Genomic DNA, 15,253 nt, shown 5'->3' on the forward strand with positions numbered 1-15,253 from the left:
ATTCAGACCACCCGGATCCCCACGTGCCCAGCCAAGAGCGGCGCCAGCAAGCTCAGTTGGTAGTCATCAATCACGACGCCGGCCAGACCGGCCAGGCCGTTGACTCCGCGGAACTCGGAAGTCCGCAGATCCACGTCCTTCAGCTTGGCACCGGTGACATCCAAGGTGCCGATGGTGCAGTTCTTCAACGCCAGCCGTGTCCCGGTGCATCCACCGAGGTCAAGCTCGTTGATGATGCAGTCGGAGATCTGAACATCCATGAGTTTGGAGCCCCGGAGGTTCACGTAATCAAGCTTGCCGCCGTCGATGCGGACCGAACGCCAGTTGCCTTCGTAAAGTTCGGCTGATCCCCACCGGGGGTTGCTGATCTCCACGTCCTGCCACGATGTCCGGGCAGCCATGAAGACCGGTGCGTAGGGTTCGGCCAGGACGCACTCCCTGAACGTGGCGCCGCGCAGTTGGGCCTCGTTGAAGGACACGCTGTTGAACTCGCACTCGATGAAATCTGCGCCGCTCAGTTCCTCTCCCTCCGCAGATACGCGGGTGAGGCGGACGCCGTCGTACCTTTCACCCCGCTGGAAGTCCGGGGCGTCGTCATCACGAAGTTCGTCCAACCGCACTGGGGAAATTTTGGGGGCTGCAACCTTGGCCACCGGCATCAGAGGGTTTCCCGCGTGGTGATCAGGGACAGTTCGGGCCAAACCCTCGTTGGTCCGGCGGTGATGTGCTGCGTCAATGTGGTGGATAGTTCCATGCCTCGAGCCTATCCCCGGCTGCCGACAAAGACCGACGGCCGGTCCTTGCCTGAACGGTTCCGATGGCGAAAACTGACTTGAGTCGGCGCACTCCATGGCGCTGCACGCACAGCGAAAGGCCCCCATGGTCACTATCGATTTGAGCGCAACGAGCCAGGCGTCCGGAGGTTCCTCCGCGTTGCAGGGCTACTTGGCCGAGCCCGACGGCGTTGGACCGTTCCCGGGAGTGGTGATGATCCACGAGGCCTTCGGACTGGATGATGTGATGCGTCGCAACGCAGACCGGCTCGCAGAGGCGGGCTACCTGACGTTGGCAGTGGACCTATACAGTGACGGCGGCCCCCGGCGCTGCCTGGTGGCCACCATGCGCGCCATGCTCGCGGGCGAAGGCCGGGCCTTCACCGACATCTCCACCGCCAAAGCCTGGTTGCGGGCGGACGGCAAGTGCACGGGGAAGGTGGGCGTCATTGGCTTCTGCATGGGCGGTGCGTTCGCGCTGCTGGCCGCCAACGACGGTTTTAATGCCGCGTCCGTGAACTACGGCCAATTGCCCCGGGACCTGCACAGCGCCCTCGAAGGCTCCTGCCCGATGGTCGCGAATTACGGCGGCAAGGACCGGACCTTGCCCGGAGCGGCAGCGAAATTGGAGGCGGGCCTCACCAGCCTGCGCATTGAGCACGACGTCAAGGAATTTCCGACGGCGGGCCACGCCTTCATGAACGACGCCCCCATTGGCCCGAAAGTGCTCCGTCCACTGATGCGGGTCATGGGCATCAAACCCGATCCTGCCTCCGCCCCGGAAGCGTGGCGCCGTATCGAGGACCATTTCGCCAAGCACCTGACGGACTGAACCGGCAACGGAAGCAAAAACGACGGCGGGCGCCGCCTGGGGTGAACTGGTCACCCAAGGCGGCACCCGCCGTCGTGCGTTCTGTAGAACCGTTAGCTGAAGAGCTCGCTCTTGGGCTCGTTGTTCTTGACCTTCTGCCAGCCCAGCCAAAGGATCAGGGCGAAGAAAGGAATGGTTGCCAGGGTCCACAGGCCCAGCAGGAAGACCTCGCCGGTCTCCTTGTTGGTCATGGAGTCAAAACCGATCAGCACGGTAATGGCCAGCAGGGCCACGAGGCCCAACCAGCTGGTCCACGGCGAACCGGGCATCGGCAGGCTGGAGACCTTTCCGCGCTTCTTCCGCAGGGCGATCTGGCTGGCAAAGATTGAACCCCAGGTGAAGATCACGCCGATGGATGCGGTGTTCAGGGCGAGGTCGAATGCATGGGAGCCACCCAGCCAGATGTTGAGCAGAATGCCCACGAGGTAAACGGCGCCGATGGCCAGGATGGCTGCGTACGGCACGTGGCGCGCGGACATCCGGGTGAGCCACTGCGGTGCGTGGCCGTTGTTTGCCATGGTGCGGAAAATTCGGCCGATCGAGTACAGGCCCGAATTGCAGGACGACAGGGCAGCGGTGATGACGATCATGTTCATGACATCGCCCATCCAGCCCAGGCCCATCTGCCCGAATACGGTAACAAACGGCGAGGTGCCGGCCACGTACTGGTCGGACGGGAGCAGCATCGCGAGCAGCGTCACCGAACCGACGTAGAAGACCACAATGCGGATCACGACGGCGCGGATCGCCTTGGGGACTTCGCGTTCCGGGTTTTCCATCTCGCCAGCGGTAATGCCGACCAGCTCGATGGCGTTGTAAGCGAAGATCACGGCGTTGAGGACCAGGATCATCACCAGGCCGCCCTTGGGGAACATGCCGCCGTCCGCATGGAACAGGTTTGCAACAGACGCGTGCCCCTCGCCCACCTTGGCGTTGGTGACAACCATGAACGTGCCCACAGCCAGGAAGATCACGATGGCCGCGACCTTGAGGCAGGATGCCCAGAATTCGAACTCACCGAAGGCTTTGACGCTGAACAGGTTCACGGCCACCAGCAGCACCAGCGCTGCAATGGCGGACATTTCGATGGGTACGTTCGGGAAGAAGAACTGGAAGTAGAGGCCGATCGCGATGAGCTCGGCGATGCCGGTCATGGCCCAGTTGATGAAGTACATCCATCCGGAAAGGTAGGCGCCCTTCTTGCCGAACATCTCACCGGCGTAGCTCACGAAGGAGCCCGAGGTCTGGCGGTACATGATGAGTTCGCCAAGGGCGCGCATCAGCAGGTAAGCGATGACGCCTGCAATGGCGTAGGAGAAAATCAGGGCCGGGCCCGTGGAGGCCAGGCGGCCACCGGCGCCCATGAAGAGGCCGACGCCGATGGCGCCACCCATGGCGATCATGGTGACGTGGCGGCGGCTCAGGCTCTTCTGGTAACCCTCAGCACTGAGGGTCGAACCCGTGGCACCGGATGAGGCCGGGGAGTTCTTGAGATCTGTGGGAGTACTTTGCGGCACAGCTGTTCCTTGTGGGTCGGGGTGTTGCTGTAGGTGTTTTCGCCCAGTGCCGGAACACAGGCGGGTTTGGCACACATAATTCGGGGTTTCCCGCTTTAGGGATCCCGAAGTGTGACAAAGAACGCAGAACGCCGAAGCTTCGCGCAACCCGTCTATCTTACGGGATTAACCGGAATGCCCGTGACGCAGGCAACAACGCATGGCTAGTGCAGTGCGCCGTCCGCCATCCGGCGGCGCACCCAGCTGCCGGCTCCGGCTGAAGTGGAGGCTCCGGCTGTGGCGCTTGCTGAGGCCCTGGCTGAGGCGTCGAACCACTCCCCCAACGCCCGGTCATGGCTGACGATCAGCACAGTACCGGCGAAGGCAGCGAGCGCGGCCTCGAGTTGCTCCACGAGCGCTGGTGCCAGGTGGTTGGTGGGCTCGTCCACGATCATGGTCCCGTAGCCGCCCAGCAGGAGCCGGGCGAGGGCGAGCCGCCGTTGTTGCCCCGCGGACAAACTGCCGACAGGCACGTGGAACTCCGCGGGACGGAACAGGCCCAACCGGAGGAGGCCCTCGGCATGTTCGTCGATGTTTCCGCCCAACCCAGCGGCGAACGCAGGCAGCAGCCGCAAGCCGGGCCTCGCCGGCACATGGATTTCCTGCTGCAGGTACCCCACGGAGCCATTGATGGCCACAGCACCCGTGGCCGGCTCCAGGTCACCCACCAGGACTGAGAGCAGGGTGGATTTCCCGGCGCCGTTAGGGCCGGTGATCAACACCTTTTGGCCCTTCTCCACGGAGAAATCAGTGGGCTGCAGACGCCCCGGGACGCTGACTCCGCTGGCTTTCACGGCCGGTTCGGACGCCTCTACGGCCGCTGGACCGGAGGTCATCAGGGGCGCCGCCAGGGTCAGGGGCACGGGCGGGCGGTCCACGGGATTCTCTTCCAGCCGGCGGAGCCGCTCCTGCGCGTTTCGGACCTTGCTGGCAGCAGCACTCTGCCAGGTTCCAGTCTTGAAGCCGAAAGCCATCTTGTCGTTGTCGCGCTTCCGGCCATAACCCATGCCATCGGCCACGGTGGCAGCCTGAAGGCGCTCCGCTGCCATGGCGTCGAGCCAGCCCTCATACTGCTGAACCCAACGGGCGCGTTCGGCCGCCTTTTCGCGGAGGTACCCGTCGTACCCATTGCCGTAGCGGTTCACAGAGCGGCGCTCAGCGTCCACTTCCACAATGGTGGTGGCCACTTTGCGCAGAAGGACACGGTCGTGGGACACCACCACCACGGTTCCGCGATGTGCGGCCAGCCGCGATTCGAGCCAGCTGGTTCCCTCGGCATCCAGGTGGTTGGTGGGTTCATCCAGCAGCAGGGCCTCGGCCGGATCGGCCAGGAGGCAGGCCAGGGCAACCCGCTCCTGCTCGCCTCCTGACAACGATCCAAGCGTTCGACGGCGGGCCAAGCCTCCCAGCCCCAGCTTGTCCAGCGCTGCTTCCACCCGCGACTCGGCCGCGTACCCTTCGCGGAGCTGGTACTCCGTCTGCAGGCTTCCGTAGAGTTCCAAGGCATCGGGATCGGCGTCGGCGAGGTCGCGCTCAAGCTCCGCGATGCGATCTTCGAGGTCGCGGAGGGCACCAAGGGAAGCATCGATGACCTCCCCCACGGTCAAGGACTCGGGGAAGCCGTGGGTTTGCGCGAGGTAACCCACGCGGTAGCCGGAGTCACCTGCCAAACCGGCAGAGCCGTCGTCGGGCGCCTCGACGCCGGAGAGAAGGCGCAGGAGCGTGGACTTGCCTGCGCCGTTCTCGCCCACGATTGCGACGTGCTCTCCGTGATGAATCACGAGGTGGGCATCGTTGAAAAGTTTGCGGTCCCCATAGCTGTGGGAAACGCCGGAAAGGTAAAGGTGGTCAGTCAAGAGGGATCCTCGCAAGTCCGCAGCGGTTGGCAGACAGCCATGTGGGCACTGGGATGCAGCCGAAAGTGGGGGCTGCGCTCAAGACTTCATCGCTCCAGCCTGCCGGGCGTACCGCGTCGAGTCAAGCCGCGGGTGGCCCGAGAGGCGTCAACGGGTGGCCTAAATAATACTTTTCGGTATGCCTAACTTTCGGTTATCCTCGTTATCAGAGCACCCCCAACGATGAGGACCACCATGGCTGCACCAACCCTGCAAACACGCGTCACGCCTGCCAAGGTCTGGTCCCGCCTGCTGCTGCTGGGCCCCGCTTTCGTGGCTGCCATCGCTTACGTGGACCCAGGAAATGTGGCCGCGAACCTCACTGCGGGCGCCAAGTACGGATACTTGCTGGTCTGGGTCCTGGTGGCCGCCAACGCCATGGCCGTCCTGGTGCAATACCAGTCCGCCAAGCTCGGCCTGGCCACGGGACTGAGCCTTCCTGAAATCCTGGGACAACGGCTGGGCACAAAACGCCGGCGCCTTTACTGGGCGCAGGCCGAGATCGTTGCCGGAGCTACCGACATGGCCGAGGTGATCGGCGGCGCCGTGGCCCTCAACCTGCTGTTCGGGCTGCCCCTGCTGGCGGGCGGAGTGATCGTCGGCGTCGCATCCATGCTGCTGCTGGCCCTGCAGTCGAGGCGGGGACAACGCTCCTTTGAGTACGCCATCCTGGTTCTCCTGGGAATCATTGCCGTCGGATTCGTCTCGGGGTTGTTCGTGAATCCGCCCGATGCCGGCGAAGCGTTGGGCGGCTTGCTTCCGCGGTTCGAAGGCCCGGACACCGTACTCCTCGCTGCAAGCATGTTGGGCGCCACCGTGATGCCCCACGCGATCTACCTTCACTCCGCCCTTGCCCGGGACCGGCATGGCTTCTCCAAAGACCCCCTGGTCCGGACCCGGCTGATCCGGACCACCCGGGTGGACGTCGTTGGCGCTTTGCTGCTCGCCGGCATCGTCAACATCTCCATGTTGCTGCTGGCGGCCTCCAGCCTTCGCGGGATCGAGGGAACCGACACCATCGCCGGAGCCCACGCCGCTGTTACAGCGGCCTTGGGTCCCACCATTGGAGTCGTGTTCGCCATCGGGCTGCTGGCCTCGGGGCTGGCGTCGACATCCGTGGGCTGCTATGCCGGTGCAACCATCATGGGTGGGCTGCTGAAGGTAAAGATCCCACTGCTGACCCGCCGGGTCATTACCCTGGTTCCCGCCTTGGTCATCCTGGGAGCCGGGGTTGAACCGACACTCGCATTGGTCCTCAGCCAGGTGCTGCTCAGCTTCGGAATACCCTTCGCCCTGATCCCCTTGATCCGTTTGACCGGCAAGCGTGAGGTGATGGGAATCCACGCGGACACCCTTCCCCTGAAAATTGCCGGCTGGACCAGTGCCACCCTGATTGTCGGGCTGAACTGCGTACTTATCGCCCTGACCCTTGGCGGCCAATCCTGAGGCCATACCCGCCATGCGGGATGAAAATCGCCAAACGGCAAAGCTAGTCTGGTCCTATGGGCACCGTCACCAGCAAGGCACGTTTGTACCGCTTTACCGCACTCGATGCCTTGGCCGTGGCCGCGTACCTGGGATTCACCATCTACTTCACGGTTTCCGGCGAGACCGTCGAACGGCTGATGCTTCAGCTGTTCCACGACCCGGCCACCGCATCCTACGCCGTCAACGCACTCTTTTATGCCGGCGTCGGAATATTCGCGATAGCGTCCGCTTGGCGGGTAGCCGGACGCGACCTCAGGATTCTTGGCACCCGGCCGTGGTTCACGTTGGGGATGGTCCCGCTGGCCATCGTGGTGATGCTCATCCTGACAGCGATCCTGGTCGCAGCGTTTGGAACCGCCGCAACCTCGGAGAACCAGCTGGGCATCCAGGGCCTGCTGCAGCATGTGCCGGCATGGCTCATGGTTCCGCTGCTGGTGTTGCTTGGCCCCTTTGTTGAGGAATACCTGTTCAGGCACCTGCTGATCGGCAAATTGTCCGGGTACGTGAACATCTGGGTCTGTTGCATCATCTCCGTGCTGGTGTTCGCTTCCATCCACGTGATTGGCAGGGAAGGACTGGTGCTTTCCGCGCTCGCTCCCTACCTGGGCATGGCGGTGGTGCTGGTGGCGGTTTATGTGTGGACCGGAAAGAACCTGATGTTTTCCTACTTTGTCCATGCAGCCAAGAACCTCATGGCCGTGGTCCTTATCTACGCCGTCCCACCCGAATTGCTCCCAACATAAGTCCACGAGTTCTGCATCAGCTGACGCCATTACTAGACTCGGACTGTGAACAACCAACTCCCTGCCAAGGTTTCCGACGTCTTCGACCCCTCACGCTGGCGCACAGTATCCGGCTTCGATGACTTCAAAGACATGACTTACCACCGGCAGGTTGAGCGTTCGACGGACGGCACGTCCAAGGACCTCCCCACGGTCCGGATCGCCTTCAACCGCCCCGAAGTCCGCAATGCGTTCCGTCCCGGCACCGTGGACGAGCTCTATCGGGCCATGGACCACGCCCGCATGACACCTGACGTGGCCACGGTCCTTCTCACCGGCAACGGGCCTTCCGAAAAGGACGGCGGCCACTCGTTCTGTTCCGGCGGCGACCAGCGCATCCGGGGCCGCGACGGCTACCGGTACGCAGACGGTGAAACGCAGGAAACCATAGACCCCGCCCGCGCCGGCCGGCTCCATATCCTCGAAGTCCAGCGGCTGATGCGGACCATGCCCAAGGTGGTTATCGCCGTCGTCAATGGTTGGGCAGCCGGCGGCGGCCACTCCCTGCACGTGGTCAGCGACCTCACCATCGCCTCCCGAGAGCACGGCAAATTCAAGCAGACCGACGCCACGGTGGGAAGTTTCGACGCCGGATACGGCTCCGCGTTGCTGGCGCGCCAGATCGGGCAGAAGGCTGCGAGGGAGATCTTCTTCCTGGCCCGCGAATATTCCGCGGACGACATGGTCCGCATGGGCGCCGTTAACGAGGCCGTGGACCACGAAAGGCTTGAAGAAGTCGCCTTGGAATACGCCGCCGACATCGCGCGCCAGTCCCCCCAGGCCATCCGTATGCTCAAGTTTGCGTTCAACCTGGCCGACGATGGCCTTGCCGGGCAGCAGGTCTTCGCCGGCGAGGCTACCCGGCTCGCCTATATGACGGACGAGGCCGTTGAGGGCAAGGAAGCTTTCCTCCAGAAACGCGACCCGGACTGGTCCAACTTCCCCTACTACTTCTAGGACCGGCCCGTGGACATCGATCCCGTACTCAAAGCACTCGCCGCTGCCCTGCACGGTGAGGGTCCCGCCGTCGAAATCGTCACCCAGGAAGACGGCGGCTTGGCCGCAGTCCCGGTTGAGACCGGCATCGAGGACGCAGCCGTGGTGGTCCGGACTTCCGGTTCCACCGGCGCGCCCAAGGCAACGGTCCTGACGATTGACGCCCTCGCAGCTTCCTCCGTATCCACGGCGATGGCGCTTCGCGGCGAAGGTCAATGGCTGCTGGCCCTTCCCCTGCAGTACGTGGCGGGCGTCCAGGTCCTGGTGCGTTCCCTCTATGCCGGGACGCGTCCGTGGGTGATGGACCAGTCGAACGGTTTCACGCCCGAGGCCTTCACTGCCGCAGCCGGGGAACTCACGGACAAAATCCGCTTCACCTCCTTGGTGCCCACCCAGCTGCAACGGCTCCTGGACTCCCCCGCGCCGGAGACCCTGGCCGTGCTGCGCCGCTTCAACGCGATTCTCCTGGGCGGTGCACCGGCGTCGGCTGAGCTGCTTTGTGCTGCGCGGGACAAGGGGCTCTCGGTCGTCACCACGTACGGCTCGGCCGAGACCTGCGGCGGGTGCGTTTACGACGGCGAGCCGCTGGACGGCGTCGAGGTCCGCATCGGTGAGGGCGAGCTGGAAGGCCGCATCCTCCTCGGTGGCGCCACGGTGGCGGCCGGCTACCTGGACGCCGCCCGCGCCTCCAAAGCAGCGTTCTTCGAAGAGGACGGGGTCCGCTGGTACGTCACGGGCGATCTCGGAGAACTGGCCGACGACGGCAAACTCACCGTGCTGGGCCGCGCCGACGACGTCATCATCACCGGCGGGATCAAAGCCTCCGCTTCATACATCCAAAGCAAGCTCGAAGCGCTCGACGGCGTGAACGCGGCTTTTGTGGCCGGCGTCCCTTCGCGCGAGTGGGGGCAAGCCGTGGCGGCGTACGTTGCCGTGGCTGATCCTTCGCCCGAGGGTGTGAAGGGATTCACCGCCCGTCGCGAGGAAGCACTGGGCGTCCTGGCCCCCAAGACAGTGTTTGCTGATAAGGATTTGCCCATGCTTCCGAACGGAAAACCGGACCGCATGGCCATGATTGAACTGCTTTCCAACCTGCATCAGGGACAATAGACACGTTCTTACCCCACACCCCTGACGAACGATCAACCGCGAAATACACGAGGTACTACACGTGGCGACAGCTGCACAATGGATTCAAGGAGCCCGGCTCCGCACACTGCCCGCGGCCATCGCGCCCGTCCTCATCGGTTCGGCAGCGGCGTACGAGCTCCATTCGTTCCGGCTGCCGAACGCGATCCTGGCGGCGCTCGTTGCCCTGCTGCTTCAAGTTGGCGTCAACTACGCCAATGACTACTCCGACGGCATCCGGGGCACGGACGAGGACCGCGTTGGCCCGCTGAGGCTGGTTGGTTCGGGCGCGGCCAAACCCGAGCAAGTGAAGTGGGCCGCGTTCGGCCTTTTCGGCTTGGCGATGGTGTGTGGCCTGATCCTGGTAATCATCACGCAGTCCTGGTGGCTGATCCTGGTAGGCATCGGCTGCGTCCTGGCGGCGTGGGGCTACACCGGCGGCAAGAACCCCTACGGCTACATGGGTCTGGGCGACGTGTTCGTGTTCGTCTTCTTCGGACTGGTTGCCACCCTTGGCACCACGTACACGCAGGCCGGGCAAGTGAGCCTGGCTGCCGTGATCGGCGCGATAGGGACCGGCCTGATCGCCTGCGCCCTCCTGATGGCCAACAACGTCAGGGACATTCCCACGGATACGGTAGCGGGCAAGAGAACCCTGGCTGTTCGGCTGGGAGACAGGCACGCACGCGAGAGCTACGTCCTGATGCTGGGTGTCGCCATCCTCCTGGTGGTAGTCCTCGCACCCACCAAGCCATGGATGCTGATCGTGTTGTTGCTGATCCCCGCCTGCCTCATGCCGGCCTGGCTGATGATCAACGGCAAGAAGCGTAAGAGCCTCATCCCGGTGCTCAAGCAGACCGGCCTGATCAACCTGGGTTACAGCCTGCTCTTCTCGTTGGGCCTGATCCTGACCCGCATCTGAGTTTTCATACAACTAACGCCCCTAAAACGCGGTTTTAGGGGCGTTAGCTGTTTAGAGACGCCTATTTGGTGCCGGGGCGCTTGTCGTTGTTGACGGCGATGTCCGGGTTCTGCTCCACGAGTCCGTCCTCGGCCGCAGCATCTTCGACCTCCCCGGCGGTCCGGATGGGCTTGGCCCGTCCGGAGAAACGTTCGTGCATGGACGCCGTAGCAGCGTCACGCTGCTTCTGGAAGAACAGGTAGCTGATGGCGAAGGCAATCAGTCCGGCAAAGATGACCGCCAGGAACCAGCCCACCCCCAAAAAGACGAACAGCACGAACAACGGCGCGAACAGCGCCAGACGGATGAGGGAATACTTCAGGAAAGCCACCATCCAAGTTTAGCCGCCCGGATGGTTGCACTCTGATCACGGCCAAAAGTGGGCATCCGGTGAATGCCTTGCGGAGACTAGACTTGATGCATGCCCCGCGTTATAGGTGTCGTCGTAGTCCTGGTCATCTTCGTCTATGCCCTGGTGGATGTCATCCGCACGGACCGCCACCAGACCCGCGGCATTTCCAAAACCGCGTGGATCATTGTGATGATCCTCCTGCCATTGCTGGGCGCGATCCTCTGGTTCATCTTCGGACGCCCCTACGGCAGGCAGGCCGCGCAGCCTGTCCGCCGCCAGCCCACTGCCCCTGACGACGACCCCGAGTTCCTTCGAAACCTGGAAGCGCGCCGCCGGAACCAAGCCGAAGATGAGCGACTGAAAAAGCTCAAGGCTGAACTGGAAGCCAGGGAGCGCAAAGCCGGAGAGAATCCCCCCGACGGCAAGAACAAGGGCGCGAAACCAGGTTTCACCGCCGGCGAGGCCAAGCACGGCGAGCCGGATCCGCATGATACCGACGAGCTGAAGTAGGCGAACATGGCCCAGCAAGCTGATGGTTCACGGCAGTCACCCTCCCCCACACCATCAGCCAGCGGGCCAAAAGCCGAACCCGCGCCTCCACCCCGCCCCGGGATCACCCTGTCCAGCGCGCCGCCGATAGCCTCAGCCACCAAACCACCCACGTTTGCAACGGTCTCCCGTTCGCTGTGGGTGGCAAGCTTCCTGGCCGGACTTGGTGTTGTGGTGACTGGCTTCCTGGCTCGGGATTCGCATTTTGAACGCCTAAAGGGCGTCATAGGGACCATGGTTCCTGACGGTGACGCGAAAGCGGTTGACGGTGCCACCGCCGTCGTATTTCTTGGGAGCCTCGCCATGCTGGCGCTGGTCATGGCCATGGAGGCAGTACTCTTGGCCGTCCTCTTCAAACGCCGGCTGTGGGCGCGATGGGCACTGGCTCCGGTGGTCCTCCTCCACGCCATCGTCACAGTCATCACCCGGGACTTCGTGGTGGCACCAGGCTCTGAAGGTGTCCTGGCAACACTGCTGCTGGCTGCGCAGTTTGTCTTGGCGGCGGCGGGCCTGATCCTGCTGTTCCTTCCGTCCACCACATCCTGGCTGCTCAGCGAACGGCGGCAGTAGGAGCCATCATCCCCTCACAGCTGCGCATCACGACGCGGCAAGCCTCCACCGCGCGCGGTTCGGTCAAGGGGTTCTCCGCAGCCAGCCGCCAGCGCTGAAGGCTGTCCCTTGCAGTTTCGCTGATAAGGCGGTCATCCGCGTCCCGGGCAAGGCCAAGCCGCAGCGCAGGGCTGCTGCCTCGCCCGCCCACCAGCCGTTCCGCTTCGGCCGACGCTGAGGGTCCCAGGCCCACCCCGCCCGTCCTCAAGTCCGCCAGGAGCTTCAACTCCCGGAACTCGTGGGCACCGGCCTGAAGCCTCTCCAACGCTGCTTCCACTGGTGCGGCGCGTTCCTTCGGCGCCCCTCTTACCAAGGCTTCCACACCCACGACGGCGGCACGCGCCTTCAGTGCCTCGGCCCGCGTTTGGAAGAGGTGCTCGACGGTGTCGAGCAGTTGGCCAAGGCCGCTGCGGCGTGCCAATTCATGGGCAAGGTCGGTGGGGTTGTTGGTCCCGCCACGGATGAGGGCCACACCGAGCCGGATGCCGAACAAGCCGAACCTGCTCACCAGGGAGGACTTCGTTTCCGGGTCGAGTTGCCCGGGGCCGTCGCTGCGGATGAAACGGTCCACGGACAGCATGAGCCTTTCCCTTGAATTCCTGTCCATGCTTGCCAACAATTGCAGGGCCTCGACATCTGATTGGCGCATGGTCCTGGAGCTTTGTGCCAGAAGGCCTGCCACTGGGACCACTCCCAAAGCCAGGGGCCTGAGGTTTTGGTCCTTGCTGTACCTCTCGGCGATCACGGCCGCGGAGATCAACGAATCGATCCTCCCGGCACCGATTTCATCGGCCCGGGAGAGCACGGCCAAGGCGTTGACCGTTCCCGACTGTCCGGCCGCAGTGTCTTTGAATGACTCAAGGAACCTCACATCGGAGGCGTGCAGGTGCCGCATGAGGTAGATGACAGCGTCAGCGGCCGCCGGCGAGTCCTCGGGCAGCAGAAACGCCGTGGACCGGGCGGACACCTCCTGGGACAGGGAGGCAATCCCGGGCGTATCTATCAGGGTGAGATCACGCAGGCTGGCTGCCGGCCAGTCCACCACCAGCCGTTCCACTTCCTCGGGCCGGACCTCACCCAGGGTAAAGACCAGCCGACCGTCCACCCGTGTGACCGGGAGTCCTTTGGGCTCACCTGTGAGGGGGTAAAGGGTGATCCGTGGGGTGTGTCCGAAGCGGTACCACGTGACAATGCGGGTGCACTCCCCTGCATCGGTGGGCGCTATTTCTTCGCCGATGATCGCGTTGAGGAGGGTTGATTTGCCGGCTTTGACCATCCCGGCCACGGCAATACGAAGTGGCCCGGCAAGTCTGGCATCCAGCTCATCCAGCACGGCGAGCGCATCGGCGTCGTCGTGGAAAGCCCCACGGGCCAGCCCCAGCAGCTCCGTCGCTCCAGCAATACCGGACGGAATCATCCCGCGGGGACCGTGGACGGTGTCGGCTGGGGATCCGGACTTCTGTCCAGCAACTGCCGGGCGCCTGAGCTGAGGGCATCGACCACCCTGAGTTGGTTCCGGATCTCCTTGATCCGCATGTCACGTTCCACGGCGTAGGTGGCCGCAGCTTTTTGGGCGGCGGCAACAGATTCAGTGAGGGAACGGTGATGCTCTTCAGCGATGTCAGTGAAGTGGTCGCGGGTGGCCCGCTGGACCATCCGCAGCCTGTCCTTCAGCTGCTTTCCTACCTGGAAGACGACGTCGTCCACCTGCTTGCGGACAAGCATCTTGGCTTCGGCCTGGCGCCGTTTCAGCCGGGCTTCCTGTTCTTCGCGGTAGGCCTTCCGGCCCAGCATGAGGCCCGCACCCACGGATAGCGGATTGATCAGCGCGAGGCCGAACAGCCCTGTCAGCAACCCGAACATCAGGACTCCCCCATAGGACCCCCGCATCCCGATCAGGATCTTCTGGACCGCCCCCATGCGGCCGTCTTCCATCTGTTGGATGTCCGCCACCGGGTCCAGCACACCTCCCGTATCTGAAACCTGCAACGTCGGCAGCGCCACCTCGTCTTCGGAGAAGTGCACGGCCACCTGGCGAGCCAGCCATTGTGCCCTTTCGTTGGTCCACACGAAGGTGTCCGAAACTGCGGCGGCCGTGCTTTGTTCCAACCACGAGGTGAACTGCTCCCATGCCGGCCCGGGGTCCCCTTGGTCGATGGCGGTTTCGGCTTCGCGTTGGATCCGGCGGAGTCTGTCCTTCAGGTCGTACTCCATGTCCGCGATGAGGTCTCCAATCCCGTCGTTGAGGGTGATCTGCCACCGGGCCGATCGTTTACGGAGGGCGTCGGCGTCCTCCTTCGCCGCCTTCAGACCGGCAATCATGTGCGGTGTGCCTTCGGGATTCTCCAGGGCACCCAGCTCCGATTGCAGCGCAAGCCTCAGGTGTTCGGTGACGGAAAGGACGTCGTGTGCTACGGATCGGCGTTGCAGCCTGGCAGCCTCGCCCACAATGTTGGTGCGAAGGTGCGAGATCAGCGCCGGGAACCCTGATTCGTCGTTGAGTTCTGTGTCCTGGAGCCTGGCCGCCTGCAACCGCAGTTCGGAGGAGACAGGGAACAACGGGATGCCGGGTGCGACAGCTTCCAGGTGGCCTTTGTCCAGGTCAGCTATTTGCCGCCAGCTGGGATAGAGGTCCGTTTTGGAGAGTACGCAGAGCACGTTGGGGCTGATCCGCAGTGCTTGATGGAGGAACCGGATTTCCGGTTCCGTGTATTCCTGCGAAGCATCAGAGACGAACACCATCGCATGGGCTGATGGCAGCGCCGTCAGGGTGGTGAGCGTATGGGAGGAGCCCAGCCCGCCGACACCCGGAGAGTCAACCATGGTGAGGCCCCCGGCGAGCAGTTTGCGGGGAAGCGATACTTCGGCCGCCACGATGTTCCTGGCGTTTCCCGGATTTCCCTTCTCGGACACATAGTCTGCAAGCTCATCGAGCCCGATCGATTGCCGCTCCACGGGCGCCTCAGGTCCGCCGTCGGATTCCGTGACGCTGCCGCCATGGCGGGGAACAAGGACGACGGCCGACGCCGGGTCCCCTTGCCGTACGACGGTTGGGACCGTCGTGGCAATGTCGTCGTCTACGGGACAGACCGGGGCATTGACCATGGCGTTGATCAGCTGGCTTTTGCCTTGCTTGAATTCCCCAACAACAATCACACGGACACTGGGGTCCCGGAGCCGCTCCAGGGTGTTTTCCAGGCGCCGCCTGAGGTCGTTCCGTTCCCCCACGACGGCAATGCCTTGCTCCACCAGTGTGGTCATACGTACTGTTTCCGCCACAAATTCGTCCTTTG

The 15,253-nt window shown here is 63.7% G+C and carries 14 protein-coding genes; 8 read left to right on the forward strand and 6 right to left on the reverse strand.

Annotation, left to right across the window (positions count from 1 at the left end):
- Positions 1-2 precede the first annotated feature (2 nt).
- Positions 3-659 carry a pentapeptide repeat-containing protein gene (locus LRQ04_RS02045; RefSeq protein ID WP_235517333.1) on the reverse strand — a complete coding sequence of 219 codons (657 nt, stop codon included), beginning with the start codon at positions 657-659 and terminating at the stop codon, positions 3-5.
- 220 nt (positions 660-879) lie between these two features.
- Here LRQ04_RS02045 and LRQ04_RS02050 point away from each other — a divergent pair, with 220 nt between their 5' ends.
- A complete protein-coding gene (locus tag LRQ04_RS02050) occupies positions 880-1,605 on the forward strand; it encodes a dienelactone hydrolase family protein (protein ID WP_235517334.1) in 726 nt (241 codons plus the stop codon).
- Between the two features lie 92 nt (positions 1,606-1,697).
- Here LRQ04_RS02050 and LRQ04_RS02055 read toward each other — a convergent pair whose 3' ends face one another.
- Positions 1,698-3,161, reverse strand: a complete 1,464-nt coding sequence (locus LRQ04_RS02055) for an amino acid permease (protein WP_235517335.1) — start codon at positions 3,159-3,161, stop codon at positions 1,698-1,700.
- A 203-nt stretch (positions 3,162-3,364) separates the two neighbouring features.
- Positions 3,365-5,056, reverse strand: coding sequence for an ABC-F family ATP-binding cassette domain-containing protein (locus tag LRQ04_RS02060; RefSeq protein WP_235517336.1), 1,692 nt, complete (start codon positions 5,054-5,056; stop codon positions 3,365-3,367).
- 234 nt (positions 5,057-5,290) lie between these two features.
- Here LRQ04_RS02060 and LRQ04_RS02065 point away from each other — a divergent pair, with 234 nt between their 5' ends.
- From LRQ04_RS02065 to LRQ04_RS02085, 5 genes are all read left to right on the forward strand, one after another.
- Positions 5,291-6,541 carry an Nramp family divalent metal transporter gene (locus tag LRQ04_RS02065; RefSeq protein ID WP_235517337.1) on the forward strand — a complete coding sequence of 417 codons (1,251 nt, stop codon included), beginning with the start codon at positions 5,291-5,293 and terminating at the stop codon, positions 6,539-6,541.
- Positions 6,542-6,597: 56 nt separating this feature from the next.
- Positions 6,598-7,326 (forward strand): CPBP family intramembrane glutamic endopeptidase, encoded by a 729-nt coding sequence (locus tag LRQ04_RS02070; RefSeq protein WP_235517338.1) that lies wholly within the window; start codon positions 6,598-6,600, stop codon positions 7,324-7,326.
- A gap of 45 nt (positions 7,327-7,371) precedes the next feature.
- Complete coding sequence (locus tag LRQ04_RS02075) at positions 7,372-8,322, forward strand: 1,4-dihydroxy-2-naphthoyl-CoA synthase (RefSeq protein WP_235517339.1); 951 nt, start codon at positions 7,372-7,374, stop codon at positions 8,320-8,322.
- Positions 8,323-8,331: 9 nt separating this feature from the next.
- Positions 8,332-9,471 (forward strand): AMP-binding protein, encoded by a 1,140-nt coding sequence (locus tag LRQ04_RS02080; RefSeq protein ID WP_235517340.1) that lies wholly within the window; start codon positions 8,332-8,334, stop codon positions 9,469-9,471.
- Between the two features lie 61 nt (positions 9,472-9,532).
- Complete coding sequence (locus LRQ04_RS02085) at positions 9,533-10,411, forward strand: 1,4-dihydroxy-2-naphthoate polyprenyltransferase (protein WP_235517341.1); 879 nt, start codon at positions 9,533-9,535, stop codon at positions 10,409-10,411.
- 61 nt (positions 10,412-10,472) lie between these two features.
- On the opposite strand, the gene LRQ04_RS02090 is transcribed toward LRQ04_RS02085, so the two are convergent.
- Positions 10,473-10,784 (reverse strand): DUF4229 domain-containing protein, encoded by a 312-nt coding sequence (locus tag LRQ04_RS02090; protein WP_235517342.1) that lies wholly within the window; start codon positions 10,782-10,784, stop codon positions 10,473-10,475.
- 87 nt (positions 10,785-10,871) lie between these two features.
- On the opposite strand from LRQ04_RS02090, the gene LRQ04_RS02095 reads away from it, so the two are divergent.
- Together LRQ04_RS02095 and LRQ04_RS02100 are read left to right on the forward strand one after the other, a co-directional pair.
- Positions 10,872-11,312 (forward strand): PLD nuclease N-terminal domain-containing protein, encoded by a 441-nt coding sequence (locus LRQ04_RS02095; RefSeq protein WP_235517343.1) that lies wholly within the window; start codon positions 10,872-10,874, stop codon positions 11,310-11,312.
- 6 nt (positions 11,313-11,318) lie between these two features.
- The gene (locus LRQ04_RS02100) at positions 11,319-11,921 is read left to right on the forward strand and encodes a hypothetical protein (RefSeq protein WP_235517344.1); all 603 of its coding nucleotides are present in this window, start codon (positions 11,319-11,321) and stop codon (positions 11,919-11,921) included.
- Here the strand turns inward: LRQ04_RS02100 and LRQ04_RS02105 are convergent.
- Both LRQ04_RS02105 and LRQ04_RS02110 read right to left on the reverse strand, forming a co-directional pair.
- Positions 11,902-13,377, reverse strand: a complete 1,476-nt coding sequence (locus tag LRQ04_RS02105; protein ID WP_235517345.1) for a dynamin family protein — start codon at positions 13,375-13,377, stop codon at positions 11,902-11,904. The two genes, LRQ04_RS02100 and LRQ04_RS02105, sit on opposite strands and share 20 nt — an antisense overlap.
- Positions 13,374-15,239, reverse strand: coding sequence for a dynamin family protein (locus LRQ04_RS02110; RefSeq protein ID WP_235517346.1), 1,866 nt, complete (start codon positions 15,237-15,239; stop codon positions 13,374-13,376). The genes LRQ04_RS02105 and LRQ04_RS02110 overlap by 4 nt, the downstream gene beginning before the upstream one ends.
- Positions 15,240-15,253 lie beyond the last annotated feature (14 nt).

This window comes from Paenarthrobacter sp. AR 02, assembly GCF_021538675.1.
Classification (GTDB): domain Bacteria; phylum Actinomycetota; class Actinomycetes; order Actinomycetales; family Micrococcaceae; genus Arthrobacter.